The sequence below is a fragment of the Pedobacter sp. T50_32 genome (assembly GCF_057652195.1).
On the sequence record NZ_JBYFBY010000006.1, the window covers coordinates 218260 to 238562 of the forward strand.

General features: G+C 36.2%; 16 protein-coding genes and 1 tRNA gene. 12 read left to right on the forward strand and 5 right to left on the reverse strand.

Annotated features, from left to right (window positions below):
* Window positions 1-36: 36 nt before the first annotated feature.
* The 10 genes from AC23ME_RS17585 (at window position 37) to AC23ME_RS17630 (ending at window position 13102) form a co-directional block, all read left to right on the forward strand.
* Window positions 37-1428 (forward strand): hypothetical protein, encoded by a 1392-nt coding sequence (locus tag AC23ME_RS17585; RefSeq protein ID WP_487729070.1) that lies wholly within the window; start codon window positions 37-39, stop codon window positions 1426-1428.
* Complete coding sequence (locus AC23ME_RS17590) at window positions 1425-2444, forward strand: CgeB family protein (RefSeq protein WP_487729071.1); 1020 nt, start codon at window positions 1425-1427, stop codon at window positions 2442-2444. Before AC23ME_RS17585 ends, AC23ME_RS17590 begins: the two co-directional genes overlap by 4 nt.
* A 35-nt stretch (window positions 2445-2479) precedes the next feature.
* Window positions 2480-3628 carry a glycosyltransferase gene (locus AC23ME_RS17595; RefSeq protein ID WP_487729072.1) on the forward strand — a complete coding sequence of 383 codons (1149 nt, stop codon included), beginning with the start codon at window positions 2480-2482 and terminating at the stop codon, window positions 3626-3628.
* 292 nt (window positions 3629-3920) lie between these two features.
* The gene (locus tag AC23ME_RS17600; protein ID WP_487729073.1) at window positions 3921-5615 is read left to right on the forward strand and encodes a M3 family oligoendopeptidase; all 1695 of its coding nucleotides are present in this window, start codon (window positions 3921-3923) and stop codon (window positions 5613-5615) included.
* Window positions 5616-6067: 452 nt separating this feature from the next.
* A complete protein-coding gene (locus AC23ME_RS17605; RefSeq protein WP_487729074.1) occupies window positions 6068-8011 on the forward strand; it encodes an amino acid permease in 1944 nt (647 codons plus the stop codon).
* A gap of 83 nt (window positions 8012-8094) precedes the next feature.
* Entirely contained in the window at window positions 8095-9246 is a 1152-nt protein-coding gene (locus AC23ME_RS17610; RefSeq protein WP_487729075.1) for an XrtY-associated glycosyltransferase XYAG1, read from the forward strand.
* Window positions 9247-9249: 3 nt separating this feature from the next.
* Entirely contained in the window at window positions 9250-9873 is a 624-nt protein-coding gene (locus tag AC23ME_RS17615) for a class I SAM-dependent methyltransferase (RefSeq protein ID WP_487729076.1), read from the forward strand.
* Window positions 9874-10743, forward strand: coding sequence for a glycosyltransferase family 2 protein (locus AC23ME_RS17620; protein WP_487729077.1), 870 nt, complete (start codon window positions 9874-9876; stop codon window positions 10741-10743). It begins immediately after the preceding gene.
* On the forward strand, window positions 10727-11299 hold the full coding sequence (gene xrtY, locus AC23ME_RS17625) for an exosortase Y (RefSeq protein ID WP_487729078.1): 573 nt from the start codon (window positions 10727-10729) through the stop codon (window positions 11297-11299). The genes AC23ME_RS17620 and xrtY overlap by 17 nt, the downstream gene beginning before the upstream one ends.
* Window positions 11300-11377: 78 nt before the next feature.
* Window positions 11378-13102, forward strand: coding sequence for a carbamoyltransferase family protein (locus AC23ME_RS17630; protein ID WP_487729079.1), 1725 nt, complete (start codon window positions 11378-11380; stop codon window positions 13100-13102).
* A 103-nt stretch (window positions 13103-13205) separates the two neighbouring features.
* Here AC23ME_RS17630 and obgE read toward each other — a convergent pair whose 3' ends face one another.
* The 5 genes from obgE to AC23ME_RS17655 all read right to left on the reverse strand — a co-directional run bounded on the left by obgE (window position 13206) and on the right by AC23ME_RS17655 (window position 16946).
* A complete protein-coding gene (obgE, locus tag AC23ME_RS17635; RefSeq protein ID WP_487729080.1) occupies window positions 13206-14213 on the reverse strand; it encodes a GTPase ObgE in 1008 nt (335 codons plus the stop codon).
* Between the two features lie 231 nt (window positions 14214-14444).
* Window positions 14445-15014: an adenylate kinase gene (locus AC23ME_RS17640; protein WP_487729081.1), complete on the reverse strand. Its 570-nt coding sequence runs from the start codon at window positions 15012-15014 to the stop codon at window positions 14445-14447.
* 65 nt (window positions 15015-15079) lie between these two features.
* A tRNA-Arg gene (locus AC23ME_RS17645) sits at window positions 15080-15153 on the reverse strand.
* A 162-nt stretch (window positions 15154-15315) separates the two neighbouring features.
* The gene (locus AC23ME_RS17650) at window positions 15316-15843 is read right to left on the reverse strand and encodes an adenine phosphoribosyltransferase (RefSeq protein ID WP_487729082.1); all 528 of its coding nucleotides are present in this window, start codon (window positions 15841-15843) and stop codon (window positions 15316-15318) included.
* A 203-nt stretch (window positions 15844-16046) separates the two neighbouring features.
* Window positions 16047-16946, reverse strand: a complete 900-nt coding sequence (locus AC23ME_RS17655) for a ComEA family DNA-binding protein (RefSeq protein WP_487729083.1) — start codon at window positions 16944-16946, stop codon at window positions 16047-16049.
* 72 nt (window positions 16947-17018) lie between these two features.
* Here AC23ME_RS17655 and AC23ME_RS17660 point away from each other — a divergent pair, with 72 nt between their 5' ends.
* Both AC23ME_RS17660 and AC23ME_RS17665 read left to right on the forward strand, forming a co-directional pair.
* Window positions 17019-18770, forward strand: a complete 1752-nt coding sequence (locus AC23ME_RS17660; protein WP_487729084.1) for a bifunctional lysophospholipid acyltransferase family protein/GNAT family N-acetyltransferase — start codon at window positions 17019-17021, stop codon at window positions 18768-18770.
* A gap of 309 nt (window positions 18771-19079) precedes the next feature.
* Window positions 19080-20285, forward strand: coding sequence for a hypothetical protein (locus AC23ME_RS17665; RefSeq protein ID WP_487729085.1), 1206 nt, complete (start codon window positions 19080-19082; stop codon window positions 20283-20285).
* Window positions 20286-20303: the final 18 nt, after the last annotated feature.

The following is a 20303-nucleotide window of genomic DNA, read 5'->3' on the forward strand; positions in this document are numbered from 1 at the left end:
TATTTCTCCTTAAGCTTTATATTATACTCTCTCAATTTGATAGAAAGCAGTCCCAAGCAAATATTCTTATATCAAACTTTTTTAACCTGTATTATTGTTAGTGTCGAAATTTACTTTAAGATTGATCAGCTTGGAAAAATAGGCATATTGCATCCTATATGTATAGCCTTTATCTTAACATTTCTTCTTCCATACGGCGTAAGCAATTACATTTTACTGGGCGAGAGTAAATTTGATTATCTACCTTTAATTTCCGACCAAGAATTTATTGCTTATTACTACTTAGCGAAACTAATGTTCTGGGTCAATATTGCGCTTGTATGTATCTTAATAGGTTATGAACTAAATGGAATATCAAATGCTTTTAACCGCTCTTTTTCAAATATCTTGAATTTAAAAAAAAATCTCGCTTTTAGTAATGAGATCAATTATCCAGTATTTATAACCTTTTTCGTCATTTCTACACTTTTAAAGATTTATTTAATTAATAGTGGGCAATACGGATGGGCTTCAAATAGTAATGTTACAGAACAAAATGTAAACTTTAGTCAGGTTTTTCATATTATCTCATCTGTATCGAGCTTACAGTTATTAATCATTAGCTTAATTTTTTTCAAGACCAAAAGATATAAAAATCTATTTTTTATAATTATTTGTATAGAGGTACTTTTTAGTTTGGCTTCGGGTATGAAGGGAAACGTGATCCGAACATTTCTATTGGTCTTTGTATCGCATTTTTTTATTTACAATAAGCCTTCAAAGTCACTTATTGTCTTAAGCGTATTTTCTATCCTTATAGCCTATGTAATTATAGAGCCTATGAGAGAAACGTTCTCGGACAGGAAAAACAATGACATTATAGAATTCAATGATATTATTAATCAAATTAATACAGAAACGGTCACTATAGAAGCTCCCGCCGAAATTGTAGCAAACACTTTTGACAAAGTAATCTCGAGATTAAATCTTAGTCAATTTGGTGCATTATCCTATAAATTATATGATGTAGATAAGGTTAATGTAGATTTCCACTTACAGGAAAAATTTATACTCTCACCAATATTTGGTTTTATACCCAGAGTTATTTGGAAAGATAAACCTAAACAAGAAGCAGGAAAAATTTTCAATGAAGAAATTTTGAATAGGCCTACCGGTACTTCTATTTCTCCCTCTCTTTTTGGCTTTATTATTTTAGACTTGGGGAGCTTTTTATATATCATCCCCATCTTTATTGCATTTGGTATACTATATAAAACTATTTGGACTTTTCCTACATATGGAATTGGAGGAATTATATTGTATTTAGCCTTAATAAACAACTTAGCTTCAATTGATGACCCTGCAAACCCATTTATTAATTTTTTCAGAAATTCGGTATTGGTAATTGTTGCGTTAAAACTATTCCTTAAAAGACTTAAATATCAATGAAAAAAGAAAGAGCTATATTATATGTAGGCCAATGCCATGAGGGAAGTACGTCTGCAATGCGGCTGTTAAGCTTAAAATCTATTCTCAAAGATTTCGTTTTTATTGAGTATGATTTACAAAAAAAATCGGAATCGAGTAATAAATTATTCAGATCCTTAGCTTGGAGATTTAAAACAGGGCCACTTCTCCACAAAATAAATAAAGAAATTACTGCCTTAACAGAAAAATCTTCATTTGATATTGTTTGGATAGATAAAGGTGTAATAATTACACCAGAAACAGTAAAGCATTTAAAAAATAACGCAAAAAAAATTATCCATTTCACACCAGATCCGGCCTTCACATATCACCAATCGAGGCTGTTTTCCCAATCTATCCCTTATTACAGTTATTGCATTACCACAAAATCTTACGAACTAGCTTATTATAAACAAAGCGGAGCTAACCTATTATATTGTACACAAGGTTATGATCCAACTGTCCATATGCCTCATCACTCTTTTGAGCAAAAAAAAGATATCGCTTTTATCGGACATCACGAACCTAATAGAGAAAAAATTCTGCAAATGGTTTTAGATAATGATATCTCTTTAAAACTAGCCGGACCAAACTGGGAAAAATTTATTCAATTTAATATTGGAAATAAAAACTTAACCTACTGCGGCAGCGGACTGTTTAATCATGATTACACAAAATTCATTTCTTCTTCATTAATAGCTTTTGGTTTTGTTTCTAAGTTATGTGACGAAAAACATACAACGAGAACTTTTGAAATTCCAGCAAGTGGTACTGCATTAATTAGTGAAGCCAATGAAGAAATTAAATCCTTCTTTTCAAAAGAAGAAGCTATTCTTTGGGAGCAGGAAGATGAAATTATTCCATTAATTAAAAAATATCTAAAGAATAGATCTGAATTAAAAGAACTAACACAAAAAGGTTATCAAAAAATAGTTGACGGAAATTTTTCTTATTTAAAGATTCTAAAAAAATTGCTTGAAGAGATGAAAGTAATATAACGATTAAGTAATTATAAAGAAGAATCAACTTTCTCATGAAAAAACTAGCTGTAGTAATTACCCACCCCATCCAATACTATGTTCCCGTATTCCAGCTGTTAGCTAAAAAATGCGAATTAAAGGTATTTTACACATGGGGAGAATCTTGGCTAACAAATAAATACGATCCTGGTTTTCGTAAAGAAATCCAATGGGATATTCCGTTACTGGAAGGTTACGATTATGAATTTGTAGAAAATTCAGCAAATGAACCAGGTTCGCATCATAGTAAAGGAATTATAAATCCAAAACTTATAGATAATATAGAAAAATTTCATCCAGATTCGATATTGGTGCACGGCTACATCTACAAAAGCCACTTTAATACGATGAAATATTTCAAAGGTAAAATACACATTTGGTTTAGAGGGGACTCTACTTTATTAAATGAAAAACGAAATTTAAAATCATTTTTTAAAAAAGTGTACTTAAAGTGGGTATATAGATATATTGATAAAGCATTTTATGTCGGCACCAATAACAGAGCTTATTTTAAAAATTATGGTATCAAAAACGAGCAGTTAATTTTTTCGCCTCATGCTATCGATAACGAAAGATTTTCTGCAAATAGGCTAACTGATGTAGTTATATTAAAACAAAAACTAGGTATTTCCTCAAACGATATAGTAATATTATATGCTGGTAAATTTGACCACGTGAAAAATTTACAAATATTAATAGATGCTTTTAAATTAGTTAATTTAAAGCAACCAAATATAAAGCTGCTAATGGTTGGCAATGGGTCTCAAGAAAAACATTTAAAAACACTCGCACAAGAGAACAAGAATATATTTTTTTTGGATTTCCAGAACCAAAATTACTTGCCCGTAATTTACCAAGCGTGTGATATATTTTGCTTGCCTTCAAAAAGTGAAACTTGGGGTCTTTCAATTAATGAAGCTATGGCTTGTGGAAAGGCAATTATATGCAGCAATAAAGTAGGTAGTGCTGCTGACTTAATCGAACATAATAAAAATGGATATATATTTGAAAACCAATCTTCTACATCTTTAGGCGATTATATATTACAAATAATCAGAGAAAGAAATTATGTGTCCTTTGGTCAACGTTCTTTTGAAATTATAAAAAATTGGTCATTTCAAATACAGACTAATATATACCTTAAACATCTAAATGACACTTGAGAAAGTATAACCAATGTCAAGTTTAGAACAAATATTGATTTTCTGACCTCCAATACAATCCTAAAGTCGAACTCATTAAACAATATTTTAGAGAGACTAGTTTAGACTTTAAGATCTATTTAAGTATATCTTTCTGAGAGATTCCAAAAAAGAGATAAAATAATCAACTACTTTTTTCACGTAGTTTGTTTTATAAAAATGACACAAAATCTATTCAACAATTGATAAAATTTTGCAGGAGAGACATCTTAAACCATTTTGATCTAAAGTAAATATCAAATTAGAACTACAAATGATACTACGTACCTACATCCCCCAAAACCTAGAAATTAAATGGGAGAACCTAGCTCCTATTTTCGAGGAATTACAACATAGAACAATCAATAGCGCTGCTGAACTTGAGCAATGGCTAAAAGATAAGAGCGAGCTGGAGGCAGCACTGGAAGAAGATTTCGCATGGCGTTACATTAAAATGAGCTGTGATACCGCAAATGAGCAATTGGTAACAGACTTTCAATATTTTGCTACAGAGATTGAACCGAAAATTGCACCACTTGCTAATGAATTGAATAAGAAATTAGTAGAAAGCGCTTATGTAGATGAGTTAGACGAACAGAAATATTTCGTTTACCTCCGTGGCGTTCGTAAGGCTTTAGAGTTATTCAGGGAAGAAAACATTCCTTTATTCACTGAGCTACAAGTAAAACAACAAAAGTATCAAGGGATTACTGGTGCCATGAGTGTGACAATTAACGATCAGGAGTACACTTTGGAGCAAGCCAGCAATTTCTTAAAAGATACCGACCGCAGCGTTCGTCAGCAGGTTTGGGAAACCATACAACAACGCCGATTGGTGGATAAAGACCAATTGAACATCTTGTTTGATGAATTGGTGAAACTACGTCACCAAGTAGGTTTAAACGCAGGTTTCGAGAACTACAGAGATTACATGTTCCAAGCTTTGGGTCGCTTTGATTATACGCCAAGAGACTGTTACAAATTTGCGGAAGCCATTGAGCAGGAAATTGTGCCGATTTTAAAGGAGCAAGCCGAAAAACGCCAAGAAGTTTTGGGTTTAGCAGAATTGAAACCTTGGGATTTAGAAGTGAGCACTACTGGGAAACCGGCATTAAAGCCTTTCCAAAATGGTGCAGATTTAATCGACAAGTCGATTGCTTGTTTCAATCAGATCGATCCATCTTTAGGTGAAAAATTAGCCATCATGAAAGCAAACAACCTTTTCGATGTGGAAAGCAGAATGGGCAAAGCTCCTGGAGGTTACAACTACCCACTGGCAGAAACGGGTGCACCTTTCATCTTTATGAACTCGGCCAATTCCCTACGCGATTTAACCACTATGGTGCACGAAGGTGGTCATGCAATTCATACCTTTTTAACGGCCAATTTGGAATTGAATGATTTCAAACACTGTCCTTCTGAAGTGGCAGAGCTGGCTTCGATGAGTATGGAGTTAATTTCCATGGATCAATGGTCGGTGTATTTCGACAAGGAAGATGATTTGATCAGGGCTAAGAAAGAGCAGTTGGTAGATGTATTAAAGACCTTGCCTTGGGTAGCGGTGATCGATCAATTCCAACATTGGATTTACACCAACCCAGAACACAACGCTGCCGATAGAGAAGAAGCTTTTAAACAGATCTATACTCGCTTTGGTGCTGGCTTTGCAGATTGGAGTGAATTTGAACAGCAATTCGGTAACGTTTGGCAAAAACAGTTGCACTTGTTCGAGGTTCCTTTCTATTATATTGAATACGCCATTGCACAACTAGGTGCTATTGCCGTTTGGAAAAACTATAAGGAAAATTCTGAGAGAGGATTGCAACAATATTTAGATGCCTTGGCTTTGGGTTATACTAAACCAATGAATGAAATTTACGAAACTGCGGGCATCAAATTCGATTTCAGCGCAGAATATATCAAAGAGTTAGCGAGCTTTGTGAAGGAAGAGTTGGAGAAATTGGGGTAAGAGATCTGGCGAAGATTTATAGGAGCAGGCTTAATTCCTCCCCCTACCCCCTCCAAAGGGGGACATATAGTGCTTAACCATTTTGGATACCCGTATTTGTGTTAGTGTGTTATGTGATGTCAGCATAGCATGCTATAAAAACTCAAGTGATCTTAGGTATCTTAGGTGGTAAATAAAATCCTTTTATCGCATTACGATACCCAATCGAGTTGGGCATGACGCTAAGATTAGAGCTTGTGCATAATAACCAAATCTTAAATGAACTTAAATGTCTCATACGGTTAATCAAAATCAAGCAACTGATATGTACTTAGGTGTCTTAGGTGGTAAATAAACCCTTCTATCGAATTACGCCCACCCAATCATTTGGGTATGACGAACCTCGTTCAGATGCATCGTATAAAATAAATCTAAAATCGTAAATTGCGCCAACATCAAACAAAACCTAGCAAATGCTAAACAACCTATTCAGAAAAAAATCAGTTAGCAAAATATTGGCCGATGCCCAAAAAGGTTATGGCGATCATGAAGCATCACTACATAAAACTTTAGGCGTAAGAGATCTTACAGCTTTCGGTATTGCAGCAATTATTGGCGCGGGGATTTTCAGTACCATTGGTAAAGCAAGTGCCGATGGTGGTCCGGCAGTAATTTTTTTATTTATTTTTACTGCTATTGCCTGTAGCTTTGCAGCTTTCGCTTATGCAGAATTTGCGTCGATGGTACCTGTTTCTGGTAGCGCTTACACCTATTCTTATGTAGCATTTGGCGAGTTGGTGGCATGGATCATTGGTTGGTCGTTGATTATGGAATATGCCATTGGCAATATTACGGTGGCCATTTCCTGGTCCGATTACTTTACAGGCTTACTCTCTTCCATCAAAATACCCGCATTAGGCATTAATGGTATCCATGTGCCAGATTGGGCAAGTATGGATTACCTGAGCGCCTATAATGGTCATAAACATGCCGAAGCCTTGGTAAACGCAGGCAAGAGCATGGCTAACTTAGATGATGCTACCCGTATTGCGGCCAACGCTTGGAATACCGCACCACAAATTGGAGGCTTCCATTTGGTTGCCGATCTTCCGGCGCTAGCTATCATCATCTTTATTACCTGGTTGGTTTATAGAGGGATGAAAGAATCTAGAAATGCCAGCAATGCCATGGTAGTGGTTAAACTAGCAGTGATCTTGTTGGTATTGGCAGTAGGCGTATTCTATGTAGATACAGAAAACTGGAACCCATTTGCACCTAATGGAATATCTGGTGTACTGAAGGGCGTATCGGCTGTATTTTTTGCCTATATCGGTTTCGATGCCATTTCTACTACAGCAGAAGAGTGTAAAAATCCGCAACGAGATTTACCCAGAGGGATGATGTGGGCAATTATCATTTGTACAACCCTATATATTGCTATTGCATTGGTTTTAACTGGTATTGTAAAATATAACACCTTAGCCGTTGGCGATCCATTGGCCTACGTGTTTGATCAGATTGATTTAAAATTGATGAGTGGCATTATTGCCGTGAGTGCAGTATTTGCGATGGCATCTGTACTGTTGGTATTTCAAATGGGACAACCACGCATTTGGATGAGCATGAGCCGTGATGGTCTTCTACCTCCTGCTTTTTCTAAAATCCACCCTAAATTTAAAACCCCATCTTTTTCTACCATTGTAGTTGGTTTTGTAGTGGCTATCCCCTCTTTATTTTTGAACCTAACTACCGTTACCGACCTTTGTTCTATTGGCACCTTGTTTGCCTTTGTATTGGTTTGTGCAGGGGTTTTAGTACTTCAAAACAGACCAGATGTACAACGAGGTAAATTTAAGATCCCTTACGTAAACGCAAAATTTGTTGCGCCTATCCTATTAATTGGCGGTTTCGTGATTGCCTTTACGCAATTCAAAAAGGAAACAATAGCTTTTATCACCAACGAAGCCAAAGTGATTAGTCCTGTAACCTTTGTAACTTCATTAAATGCGGAGGAATTGCAAACAGTGAAGAACGAAATTAGTGCTAGTCCAGTGGTGTTGCAAGGCAAACAAATTGATGCAGAAGCTTATTTGAGCAACCTAAAAACCGAGCAATACGAAAGCTTCATGACCAAATCGGCTGTAAGCGAACTTAAGAAATATGAAAGTGGATGGCATTTGTTCAAGCATAAAATTCCGATGTGGATATTTATGATCATTTGTTTGATCGTAACTTATTTATCCATCACCAAAAATCTTTCCTTAATTCCTGTATTGGGCTTAATTAGCTGTCTTTATATGATGTGCGAATTAGAGCTGAGCAATTGGGTAGGCTTCGGTATTTGGTTAGTTGTCGGACTTATTGTTTATTTCTCTTATGGTTATAAGCATAGTAAGTTGTCAACCCCCAACCCCTAAAGGGGAGTTTTTATACGAGTGAATAATAAATCGACATTTTCAAGACATTATACTGTTTTTCCCCTTCAGGGGGCTAAGGGGGTATGAAGATCATCCAAATATGTGCGGCCTATAAACCAGCCTACGTTTACGGCGGGCCAACCATGTCGGTTTCCAAACTGTCGGAAGAACTGGTGAAAGCTGGCCAAGATGTGCTAGTATTAGCTACTACCGCTAACGGCAAGGATGAATTGGATGTACCCATTGGTAAAGAAACATTGGTAGATGGTGTGAAGGTGTATTATTTCAAACGCTTAACGAAAGATCATACGCACTTTTCTCCGTCCCTTTTGAGTTTTCTGCACCGAACAATCAAAAATGTCAAACGCCAATCATCAAAGCCGCAGCTTGTGGTTCATATTCACGCCTGGTGGAACTTGGTTTCCATTTTTTCTGCGCTGGTAGCCAAATGGCATGGTGTAAAAGTCATCTTATCACCCAGAGGGATGTTAAACGAGTATACGCTAAGCAACAATAACTCAATTAGCAAAAGGGTGATACATTTTTTCATAGGTAAAAGTCTACTGAAATATGTATACGTTCACGCTACAAGTAAGATAGAAAATGATGACATCCGTAGATTTCTAGATAAAGAGACGACCATAATCGCAAACTTTGTAAAAATGCCATCTTTTTCTCCACTTAATAATGGAAAAATAGAGGGGTTCAATCTTATTTTTCTAGGTAGGATTAATGAAATAAAAGGATTGGAAAATCTATTTGAAGCGCTTGCTACAGTTGACATAAATTGGCATTTAAATATTGGAGGAGAGGGAGATCCTCTTTATGTGGATAACTTAAGAACTCTAACGTCCTCGTATCAGATCAGCGATAGAATAAGTTGGTTAGGTCATTTAAACGATGAACAAAAATTTCAATGGTTAGCATCATCTGACTTACTTATATTACCATCTTTTAAGGAGAACTTCGCTAATGTAGTGATAGAAGCGCTGTCTGTAGGAACTCCTGTCTTAGTTAGTAATAACGTAGGTCTTGCCGATTATGTTGAGCATACAAACCTAGGATGGGTTTTTGATACAAATGACCCTGACAAATTAGCACAGGGTATAAAAACTTCCTTTTTTGAGAAAGCAAAAAGAACGAATATCAGAGAAAATGCCTTAAATATAATTAGAGCAGATTTTGATGAAGACAAACTCGTAAATAAATATCTTGAACTTTATAAACTAATATAATAAATGTCTGAATACAAAGATTATGGTTTCCCTACCACAGAACCTGCTCATACTCAAGCTTATCTATTAAAACCTATATTATCTTTACTAAAAAAGGATATAGATAGAGATATTCTAGACTTAGGTTGTGGTAATGGGTGGTTAACAAATACCTTGTTATCAAAAGGTTTTACTGCATATGGTACAGATGCGTCTTTGCAAGGCATTGATCAGGCAAAGAAGATAAATCATGACAATTTTTTTATTCAGGATCTATCTTCAGACGATTTGCCTTTTGAATTGCAAAGTAAAAAAATTAAAACAATTATCTCAACGGAAGTAATTGAACATCTTTATGATCCTAGAACTTTTATTTCGTTTGCAAAGAAAATACTTTTAACAAATGGAGGAGGCGAAATTATATTGTCAACTCCCTATCACGGTTATCTTAAAAATCTTACTATTGCCCTAACAGGCAAATGGGACAGCCACGCAGATCCTCTTTGGGATGGCGGGCACATTAAACTATGGTCTAAAAAAACTTTGAGCAAGCTGCTAACAGAACAGGGCTTTAAAGTTACTCATTTCGTCGGCTGTGGAAGATTACCTTATCTTTGGAAGTCTATGGTCATAAGAGCTACCATTTAAATGAGCAAACTATTTAGTTTTATTATACTAACTTTTAACGAAGAAATCCATCTTCCTCGTTTGCTAAATTCCATCAGTAGTTTAAATGCGCCGTTATTCATACTAGATTCTGGAAGCACAGATCAAACTCTACAGATTGCCGCTAGTTTTGGTGCAGAAATAAAGTATCATTCCTTTGAAAACCACCCTAAACAATGGGATTTTGCGCTTAAAAATTTCGATATTCAAACGCCTTGGATTATCGGACTAGACGCTGATCAAGTCGTAACTGCTGAGCTTTTTACTCAACTAGCTAGCTTTAACGATGATCAACACAGAGAGATCAATGGTATCTACTTCAATCGCAAAAACATCTTTAAAGGTAAATGGATCAAATACGGAGGTTACTATCCGAAATATCAGCTTAAAATGTTTCGTCGTAACTTTGGATATTCGGACCTAAATGAGAACATGGATCATCGGTTTCTTGTAACAGGTAATACTCTTATTTGGAAAAAAGGGCACATTTTAGAAGAGAACTTGAAAGAAAATGAAATTAGTTTTTGGATTAGCAAACATAATAGGTACAGCGACTTAGTGGCCGAAGAGGAAATAGAGCGAATGCAGGCCTTGAGAACACAGAGCATTCAACCTAATTTATTTGGCGACCCATATCAGCGAATGGCCTCTTTAAAACGTATTTGGTGGAACATGCCTCGTTTTGTAAGACCTTTCCTATATTTTGGATATAGAATGACATTTAAATTAGGCTTCTTAGATGGGAGGACTGGAATCCTTTTTCATTTCCTTCAAGGATTTTGGTTTAGAATAATCATTGATACTAAAATTGAAGAAAAATTAAACAATAAAAGAAATGAGCAAGCTCATTAACTACATCTCTTCCCGCTGGAAAGATCCTTATATTAGGTTCGTAGTCTACTTTATAGCTCTCTATTTCCTATTGGAAGGTTTTAATACCGCATTTATAGGTGTAACGGCCAAAGGTGGTATTTATATCCCTTTCTTAGATGAACATTTAAATTATATCAATTGGTGGCGCAGGTTCACTATTGAGAGTACTGCAACGGTTTTAAGATGGTTCGATTATATTGTTTACACAAACAAATACCAATTGAAAGTGATCGGTAAATATGGGTTCACCATGGTTTATAGTTGCTTAGGGTATGGCGTCATGAGCGTATTCGCTGCATTTGTAATTACATTTCCAGGTCGGATAAAAGCAAGATACGGCTTCTTAGCTTTAGGATTGATCGTTATTCAGCTGCTGAACACTTTGAGACTCGTATTATTATCCTTGTATTGGAACCGCAGAGATCCACTAGTAAATATGGATCACCACGACCTATTCAATATTGTAGTTTACGCCGTATTGATTATACTGGTGTACATTTGGTTAAAATATATTAGCAAAGTTGCTAAAGCATAACCCTATACTCCTTTTTGTTTTAGAACATCTATCATTTTTATATCTTCGCAATCAGTTATTTAACGACAGCAAATTATTATGTATATTTTAGGAATTAATGCTTATCATGGAGATTCGTCTGCATGTATCTACAAAAACGGCCAGCTTATCGCAGCTTCTGAAGAAGAACGTTTTAGGCGAATTAAACATTGGGCGGGTTTTCCTACTGAGGCAATTAACTTCTGTCTTAAAGAAGCAGGCATTTCAATTAAAGACATAGATCATATTGCTATTTCAAGAGATCCTAAAGCGAACTTAGGCAAAAAAGCTATGACTGCGCTAAAGAATAGATTGAAGCTGAGCAACATCCTTGATAGGGTGAAAAATTTAAAAAAGGCGGCATCTATAGAAGATGAATTTGTGCAACATTTCAATTTACAGGCCGGAGAATTAAAGGCTAAAATTCATAATGTAGAGCATCATAGAAGTCATTTGGCTAGTGCTTTCTTTGCTTCACCTTTTGAAAAATCGGCATTGCTTTCTATTGATGGCTTTGGAGATTTCACTAGTACCATGACCGGCATCGGTAAGGGCAACAAAATAGAGGTGATGGAAACGGTGTCTTATCCGCATTCCATTGGTGTGTTTTATACCACCTTTACACAATGGTTAGGTTTTCCGCATTACGGTGATGAATATAAGGTAATGGGCTTAGCACCCTACGGTGAACCGAAATACTTGGATCAGCTGAGAAAGGTGATTAAGTTTAAGCATAATGGTCTTTTCGAGTTAGAACTAAAGTACTTCAATCATCCTACTAAAGGCGTAAATATGGCTTGGGAAGGAGGCATTCCAGCCATGGATAGTCTTTACAGCGAGGCCTTGCTTAGCGAATTTGGCCCTGCCAGAAAAACCGAAGAGCCATTAGAACAATCGCATAGAGATTGGGCAACATCTATACAAAGAATTACCGAAGAGGTGATTTATCATATGCTGACGCATCTGCAACAAAAAACTGGGTTAGATTCTGTGTGTATTGCTGGCGGTGTAGCTCAAAATTCTGTAGCCAACGGAAAGATCATCTTAAAAACTCCTTTCAAAAAAGTATATATTCCACCTGCAGGTCATGATGCTGGGACCTGTATCGGCGCAGCACTTTGGGTTTATAACCAGTTGTTAGACCAGCCAAGAACCGAACCGATGTTGCATGGCTATTTGGGTAGTCGCTTTAGCAACGAAAATATTGAAGCACTTTTAAAGGAAAAAAATATCAGTTACACCAAATTAGAAGGAGATGCTTTATTCGATAAAGTAACGGCTTGTTTGATCAATTCTGGTGTGGTAGGATGGTTTCAAGGCAGGGCTGAATTTGGACCTAGAGCCTTAGGACATCGTTCCATCATCGCAGATCCTCGTCGTAACGATGCTAAGGAGATACTTAATGCCAAAATTAAAAGAAGAGAATCTTTTAGGCCTTTTGCACCTTCGATACTAAAACAATACATCCCCGATTATTTTGAGCAGGTAGACGATGTTCCTTTCATGGAGAAAGTATTTCTAATTAAAGAAGATCAAAGAGTAAAAATTCCGGCAGTTACACACGTAGATGGCACTGGAAGGCTACAAAGTGTAGACGAAACTATAGAACCTAAATATTTTGGATTGATTAATAATTTCTACTCAAAAACAGGTGTTCCTATCTTGCTGAATACGTCATTCAATGAAAATGAGCCTATTGTAAATACGCCAGAAGAAGCACTTAATTGCTTTTTAAGGACAAAAATGGATATGCTTGTATTAGAAGATATTGTGATTGAACGGTAGCTGATTATATGGCAAATATTAAATTAAAAGGCCCGATAGAAATCTACCGGGCCTTTTATTTTGATATCAATAAGGATAATTCTTGACCTACCAAATAACTTCTCTAGGAGTTAGGTGTATTAATCGCTTTCCACAACAAATCTTTCAACTCTACCAATCCCAACTGCGCTACAGAAGAAATAAACAAGTATGGAACCTGCGCTGGTAACTCTTTTGCCATTTCTTCCTTCAATTCTTCATCTAACATATCCGATTTGGTAATTGCCAACAGATGAGGTTTCTGCATTAATTCTGGATTGAAGACCTGAAGCTCATTTTTTAGAATTTCGTACTCTTCTGCAATTGTTCTGCTGGTATCTGCTGGCACCATAAACAACAATACCGAGTTACGTTCAATATGTCTTAAAAATCTAAATCCTAAGCCTTTTCCTTTCGAAGCTCCTTCAATAATCCCAGGAATATCGGCCATGATAAAAGATTTAGAATCTCTATAAGAAACGATCCCCAAATTAGGTACTAAGGTAGTAAATGGATAGTCTGCTATTTCTGGCTTAGCCGCCGAAACTACTGAAAGCAAAGTAGACTTGCCCGCATTCGGGAAACCTACCAAACCTACATCAGCCAGTACTTTCAATTCTAACACTACCCACTCTTCTTTTCCTTGCTCTCCAGGTTGCGCAAAACGTGGAGTTTGCAATGTTGGCGATTTAAAGTGAGCGTTTCCTAAGCCCCCTCTACCACCAGCGGTTAATATTTTAGTTTCACCATCTTCCGTAATTTCGAAAAGCACCTCACCAGTCTCTGCATCTCTAGCAATAGTTCCTAGTGGTACTTCCAAAACCTCATCCTTGCCTTGTTTTCCGAATTTATGCCCACTACCACCAGCGCCACCATCTTCTGCAATGATGTGCTTGCGGTACTTCAAGTGCAGTAAAGTCCAAAATTGGGCATTACCTTGCAAGATGATATGACCACCTCTACCGCCATCACCACCATCTGGACCACCAGTAGCCGTATGTTTGTCACGGTGCAAATGCGCAGAGCCAGCACCACCTTTACCAGAGCGGCAACAGATCTTTACATAATCAACAAAATTGGAGCCTTGAGACATAGGGAATTACGATTTTAGATTTACGAAGTACGATTGTTAAATGGCTATATTGTTTATTACTTAGCAGTTAGGATATTGCGCAATTGCAATCCACAAAATCTTTGTGTTCTTCGTGCCTTTGTGGTAAAAAACTAAAAAACATCCGCAAAAATAGCTAATGTATTTCATACGGATGCTTCTTTAATAAATTATGTATCGTGCGACGCTCAATGCTAATCGCTAAAATTCATTTTAGTAGTTATCGATTACCTTACAAAGGTCGCCGAAAATAACTTCTATTTCACCAATACCATTAACTTTAATCAATTTACCTTGACCTTCGTAGTATGGTAAAACATGGATAGTTTTAGTGAAATACTCGTCGATACGTTTTTTTAGTTTTTCTGCATCATCATCTGGCCTGCCACTAATTTTATGACGCTCTGCAATACGACGTGTCAATTCATCTTGATCAACATCTAAAGCAATTACACCATTAATTTTAGAAGATTTGCCTTCCAAGAATTTATCTAACTCTTCGGCTTGCGGTACTGTACGAGGGAAACCATCAAAAATAAAACCCTTTGCATCTGGATTTTTATCTACCTCCTCCTCTAACATTGCAATTGTAATGCTATCTGGCACTAACTCGCCGTCTGCAATTAATTTACTTACTTGTTTTCCTAGCGTAGTTTGGTTTTTGATGTGGCCTCTAAAAAGATCGCCGGTAGAGATGTGTACTAGTTGATATTTATCAATTAGTTTTTGAGATTGGGTGCCTTTGCCTGCACCCGGAGGGCCAAAGAGAACTAAATTGAGCATTTAAGTTTGTCTTTAAAAATTAAAAGCCTTCCCGCTTGGGCGGCAAGGCTTTACCTAATTGTTTGTGCTCTCGTAGGGATTCGAACCCCAAACCTTCTCATCCGTAGTGAGATGCTCTATCCAGTTGAGCTACGAAAGCATTTCCGTATCGTTAACGGACTGCAAAAGTAATGTTTCAATTTTAAATTCGCAATATTTTATTAGAAATATTTTAAAAGAAATATCACAATTTGCCTAACGATTTGAAAAGCAGTGCCAATGCTGCTATATCAGTTTTGCTTTTATAGCTAAAATCTTCTCTCTAATAATCTGCCAACGAAAACACACTTTCGCTGTACAGCTGCAATCTATCCTTACCGTTAAGAAAAGCTAAGTTGATCAGGAACGAATAGCCAGCCACATTCGCACCTAATTTTTGTACCAATTTTGATGCTGCTACTACAGTTCCGCCAGTAGCCAATAGGTCATCGTGTATCAAAACATTCTGTCCAGCTTCAAAAGCATCCTCGTGAACTTCCAAGGTCGCACTTCCGTATTCTAAATCATAAGACTGCTGTACCGTTTTATAAGGTAATTTCCCAGCTTTTCTTATCGGTACAAAAGGAACGTTTAGCTTTTGCGCTAACGCTAAGCCAAACAAAAAGCCTCTGCTTTCTATACCAGCTACTACATCTATCTTAAGTCCCTGAAGCTGTTCAGCTAATGCATCGGCAATTTCGTTACACAAAGCAGGATTTTTCAATATTGGGGTAATGTCTTTGAAGATAATTCCTGGTTTTGGAAAATCGGGTACGTCCCTAATGATTTGTTTGATTTTATCGGATACCATTGGTTAATTGTTTCAATATTGGAAGGTTTAACAGTCACTTAATCGCAAGCTGCTAATTAAAACATCATCCAAATTTAAGAAAGCGCAGTGGATTATTATTACATTTCGAATAATGAAGCAAAAAAACATATAAAAATGGCTAAAACTATTGATATGTTTAACTTCATAGCCACGGTTTAAACCATGGGCTACTTTATATCACATCATTTAAATTCTAAATACGGCGCTATCTTTTCAATAATTTCTGGTTTTAAAATCAGGACTTTATTTAAATCGGCTATACCTTTATAAACCCCATGCTGCTTTCTGTATTGAATAATGGCATTCATTTGCTTAAAACTTAAATAAGGATGTCTTTTTAAATCATCAAATTCCACTTTGTTGATGTCGATCTTTTTAATGCCATCTAAGTCAATTTTCACTTGATCTTTAATTTCCATGAATTTTGGTGTGTCTACCCCGAAAACTTCAAACAATTGTTCCTTGGTGTAAAAACCACCTAGGCGTTCACGATATTTTACAATCCGCCTTGCGAAAGCTGCACCAACGCCCTTAATTTTATCCAACTCCAACGTATCTGCAGTGTTGATTTCTACAATTACAGGTTCTTTCTTTGTATACGTAAACGTCGGTTTCTGATCTAGCTGTTCTCTTTTTGCGATGGAAACATAAGGTAATAAAGCTTCATATTTTTCGGGAGATATGGTGTACATCCTCTTCAAATCTTCGGGCTTATAAAATTTCCCTCCTTTCTTCACGTAATTCACGATAGACATAGCCTGCTTGTAAGAAAGTCCAAATTGCTGCCATTCTTTTTCTGTGATGACGTTGGGATCGAACGGAAAATAATGAGCTGGCTGTTTGACATTACTGCCTTCGATCTCATTTCTTGTGCTTTCGTACTTCCTTTGCTGATATCTATCTACTAACACTAGTTGCTGTAGTGCCAACTTTTCTTGAGATGTTGTCGCTTGATTTTTATGGAGATAATATTGATAAGCATAAGGCGTGAAAGTGACAAGCAAGATCAATAACAAAAGATACAATAATCCGTTATACTCCCGCTTGCTAAAACCAAAATTATTGATTAGCCAGTTCTTCATATTTTCATAGATTAGAAGGTATATAAATATAATCGTTAATTTTGGATTTGCATTGCAGCTTATTATTTATAAATGAAGATCATAACCAAACACGAGTTTGCCCAGGCAACCAAAATAGATAAGTTAGGCGTACCAGGACTTGCAACCCTTTTAATGGAGGTAATGAAGTTGAACGACATTAACAAGGTGTTCTCCAAAAACCAACATTTCGAGGGCTTAGAGTTTGTGGATAAGATATTGGAAACCATTGGTGTTTCTATAGATTTTGATGAGGATGACCTGAAACACATCCCGAAAACTGGCGGATTTATTGCCATTGCCAATCACCCATATGGCGGTGTAGAAGGCTTGGCTTTGGTAAAGCTACTTTGCACCGTTAGACCAGAAGCTAAGGTAATGGTGAATTTCATCCTAAAGAAAATACCAAACCTGAGTGAGTTTTTTGTGGCGGTAAATCCGTTCGAAAATGTACAGCACTCCTCAAGCATTAGCGGTTTAAAATCTACTTTCGATTTGCTACGGAGTGGCACTCCTATCGGGATTTTCCCGGCTGGCGAAGTTTCTACCTTTAACTTAGAAAAGCAGGAAATTACCGACAGACTTTGGCATCCGGTGGTTGGAAAATTGGTTTCAAAAGCAAAACTTCCAGTGGTTCCAATTTATTTTCATGGTAATAATGGTGTGCTGTTTAACATCCTGAGTTTTATTCATCCTACGTTACGTACAGCAAAACTACCATCAGAGTTTTTGAATAAGCAGGGGCTGAAAATTAAAGTTCGTATTGGCAAGCCTATCAAAATTGAAGACATTAATTACAACAAGGATACTAATAAGCTACTTGATTTCTTAAGAGCTAGAACCTATGCACTAGGAACTAGCATAGAACAGGAAAGAAAGCTTTTTAATCCCATCAATCTATTTAAGATTAAGAAAAAGCCTGAAGAAATAGTTGCAGAGACCAGCAAGGAACTGATGGCTAAAGAAGTGGCCAACTTAACCGAATACAAAGTTTGGGAAGAGAAAGCTTATGAAGTGTATATCGTTCCAACTACGGGTATTCCCAATATTTTAAGAGAAATTGGGCGTTTACGTGAAATTACTTTTAGACAGGTTGGCGAGGGCACCAATAAGAAAATAGATTTAGACAACTACGATATTTACTACAACCACCTCTTTATTTGGGATAAAGAAACACAGATGATTGTGGGTGCTTACCGAATTGGCAAAGGCGATGAAATTTTGGACACCATGGGTAAACGTGGCTTCTATATTTCCGAGCTCTTCAAAATCAAAGAACCATTCTACCCAATTTTAAGACAAGGGATTGAACTAGGTAGATCGTGGATTAGAAAGGAATATCAATTAAAACCACTGCCTCTTTTTCTATTGTGGAAAGGTATTTTGAAGTATTTAATTCTAAATCCACAGTACCGCTACATGATTGGACCAGTAAGTATTAGCAATAGCTTTTCGAAGTTCAGCAAATCTTTAATTGTAGATTTTATTACGAAAAACCACTTCGATTACGAGATGGCGCATTACGTAAAACCGAGAAATAAGTTTAAAGCGGATCTTACACCTATTGATACCGACTTATTGATTGAACAGAGCGAAAGCTTGAAAGACTTAGACGGATTAATTGGGGATATCGAAAATCATCATATTAAAATTCCGGTGTTATTGCGCCAGTACATGAATTTGAATGCCAAAATTATCTGTTTCAATATCGACCCTAAGTTTTCTGATTGTTTAGATGGATTTTTGGTAGTAGATACACATAAAATTCCAGCAGATATTTTAGAAAAGGTTGGAAAGAACCTTTAACCAGTTAGAAGTTTTCAGTTAAGAGTTTTCAGTTCACTAATAACTTTCAAAGTATCTACAAAAGCAAAAGCCTCGACATCCATCGGGGCTTTTTGCTATCAACTAACCTAAACTGTATGATAAATACTAACCAAATATTTAACGTCACAAATGTAGCTTGGCAATGTTAAGTCCTTGTAAAACCTGAGTTATTTTATATTCACTTAACAGGAAATCTTAAAATTGTAGAAAAACTCATTTTTTCTACAGAAATCTCTTGCATTTTAACGTTAATTATATTTAAATTTAATGTTAACAAAATGTTAAGACATGTACTCAATTAAGCGATATGGCATTTTTAAACTCTCAGCATTGCTGATAGTTTTATGTTCGTTCACCAACGTGAAAGGGCAAATGCACAGCTTTGAGTTTTATGGTCACACCTTTAATATTGATGTAGATTCGAACATCGTCCTTAAGAAAAAAGTTGAATTTAATACCCAGTACATTTCTTCCGCTTATCATACTTTAGAAGCGAGCAACTACCAACCTATAGTTGATACACTGTTGGCCTTCCAAAAAAAGAAACAGTTAAACGACTGGCTCTTTTATCAGCTCATTAGAAGAACTGCCGAAACCATTTGCGCAAAGAAAAAGAACTATGAGCAATACACATTGTATAAATGGTTTCTACTAGGAAAAAGTGGTTACGATGCTCGCTTAATTTTGGCTGACAATAGGATCATCATGTATGTTTACAACAAGGAGAAGATCTTTGATATCCCATATCTAATGTTGGATAACAAAAAGTATATGTGCTTAAACTATCATGATTATATCCACACTAATTTTACTTCGATACCTGATACCGAAATGATTGGTATAGCTGAAGCTACCAAACCTTTCTCTTATCAGATTACCAAAATGCCTGATTTTAATCCATCGAATTATGATAAGAAGCAAGTTTCATTTAAATATGGCGCCCAAGACTATCATTTCGACATTAAAGTGAGCCCAGAGGTAGAAAGTATTTTTAAGAACTATCCTGGTGTAGATTTTTCGTATTATTTTAACATCCCTTTAACCAAAGAGACGTACGGTTCTTTAATCCCTACATTAAAAAAGAATATAGACGGTATGTCTGTAAAAAATGGTGTAAATTATTTGATGAAGTTTACCAGATATGCTTTCTTGTATGAAAACGATCATGAAAACTTTGGTAAAGAAAAGAGGTTGTCGCCAGAACAAACTTTACTAAACCCATACAGCGATTGCGACGATAGAGCCGCTTTATTCTTTTATTTAGTAAAGGAGATTTACGATTTACCAATGATTGTGTTGCTTTACCCTACCCATGTAACCATGGCTGTTCAGTTTGATAAACCAATTGGCAAAACCATTAATTACAACAATAGAGCTTACTCTGTTTGCGAACCTACACCTCAAATCAATGATTTACCAATAGGGAAACTTCCTCCAAAATTGAGAAAGGAGGCATACGAAGTAGTTTATGCCTATGAACCTAGCGCCAAATAAAAAAAGGTGCATTGCTTT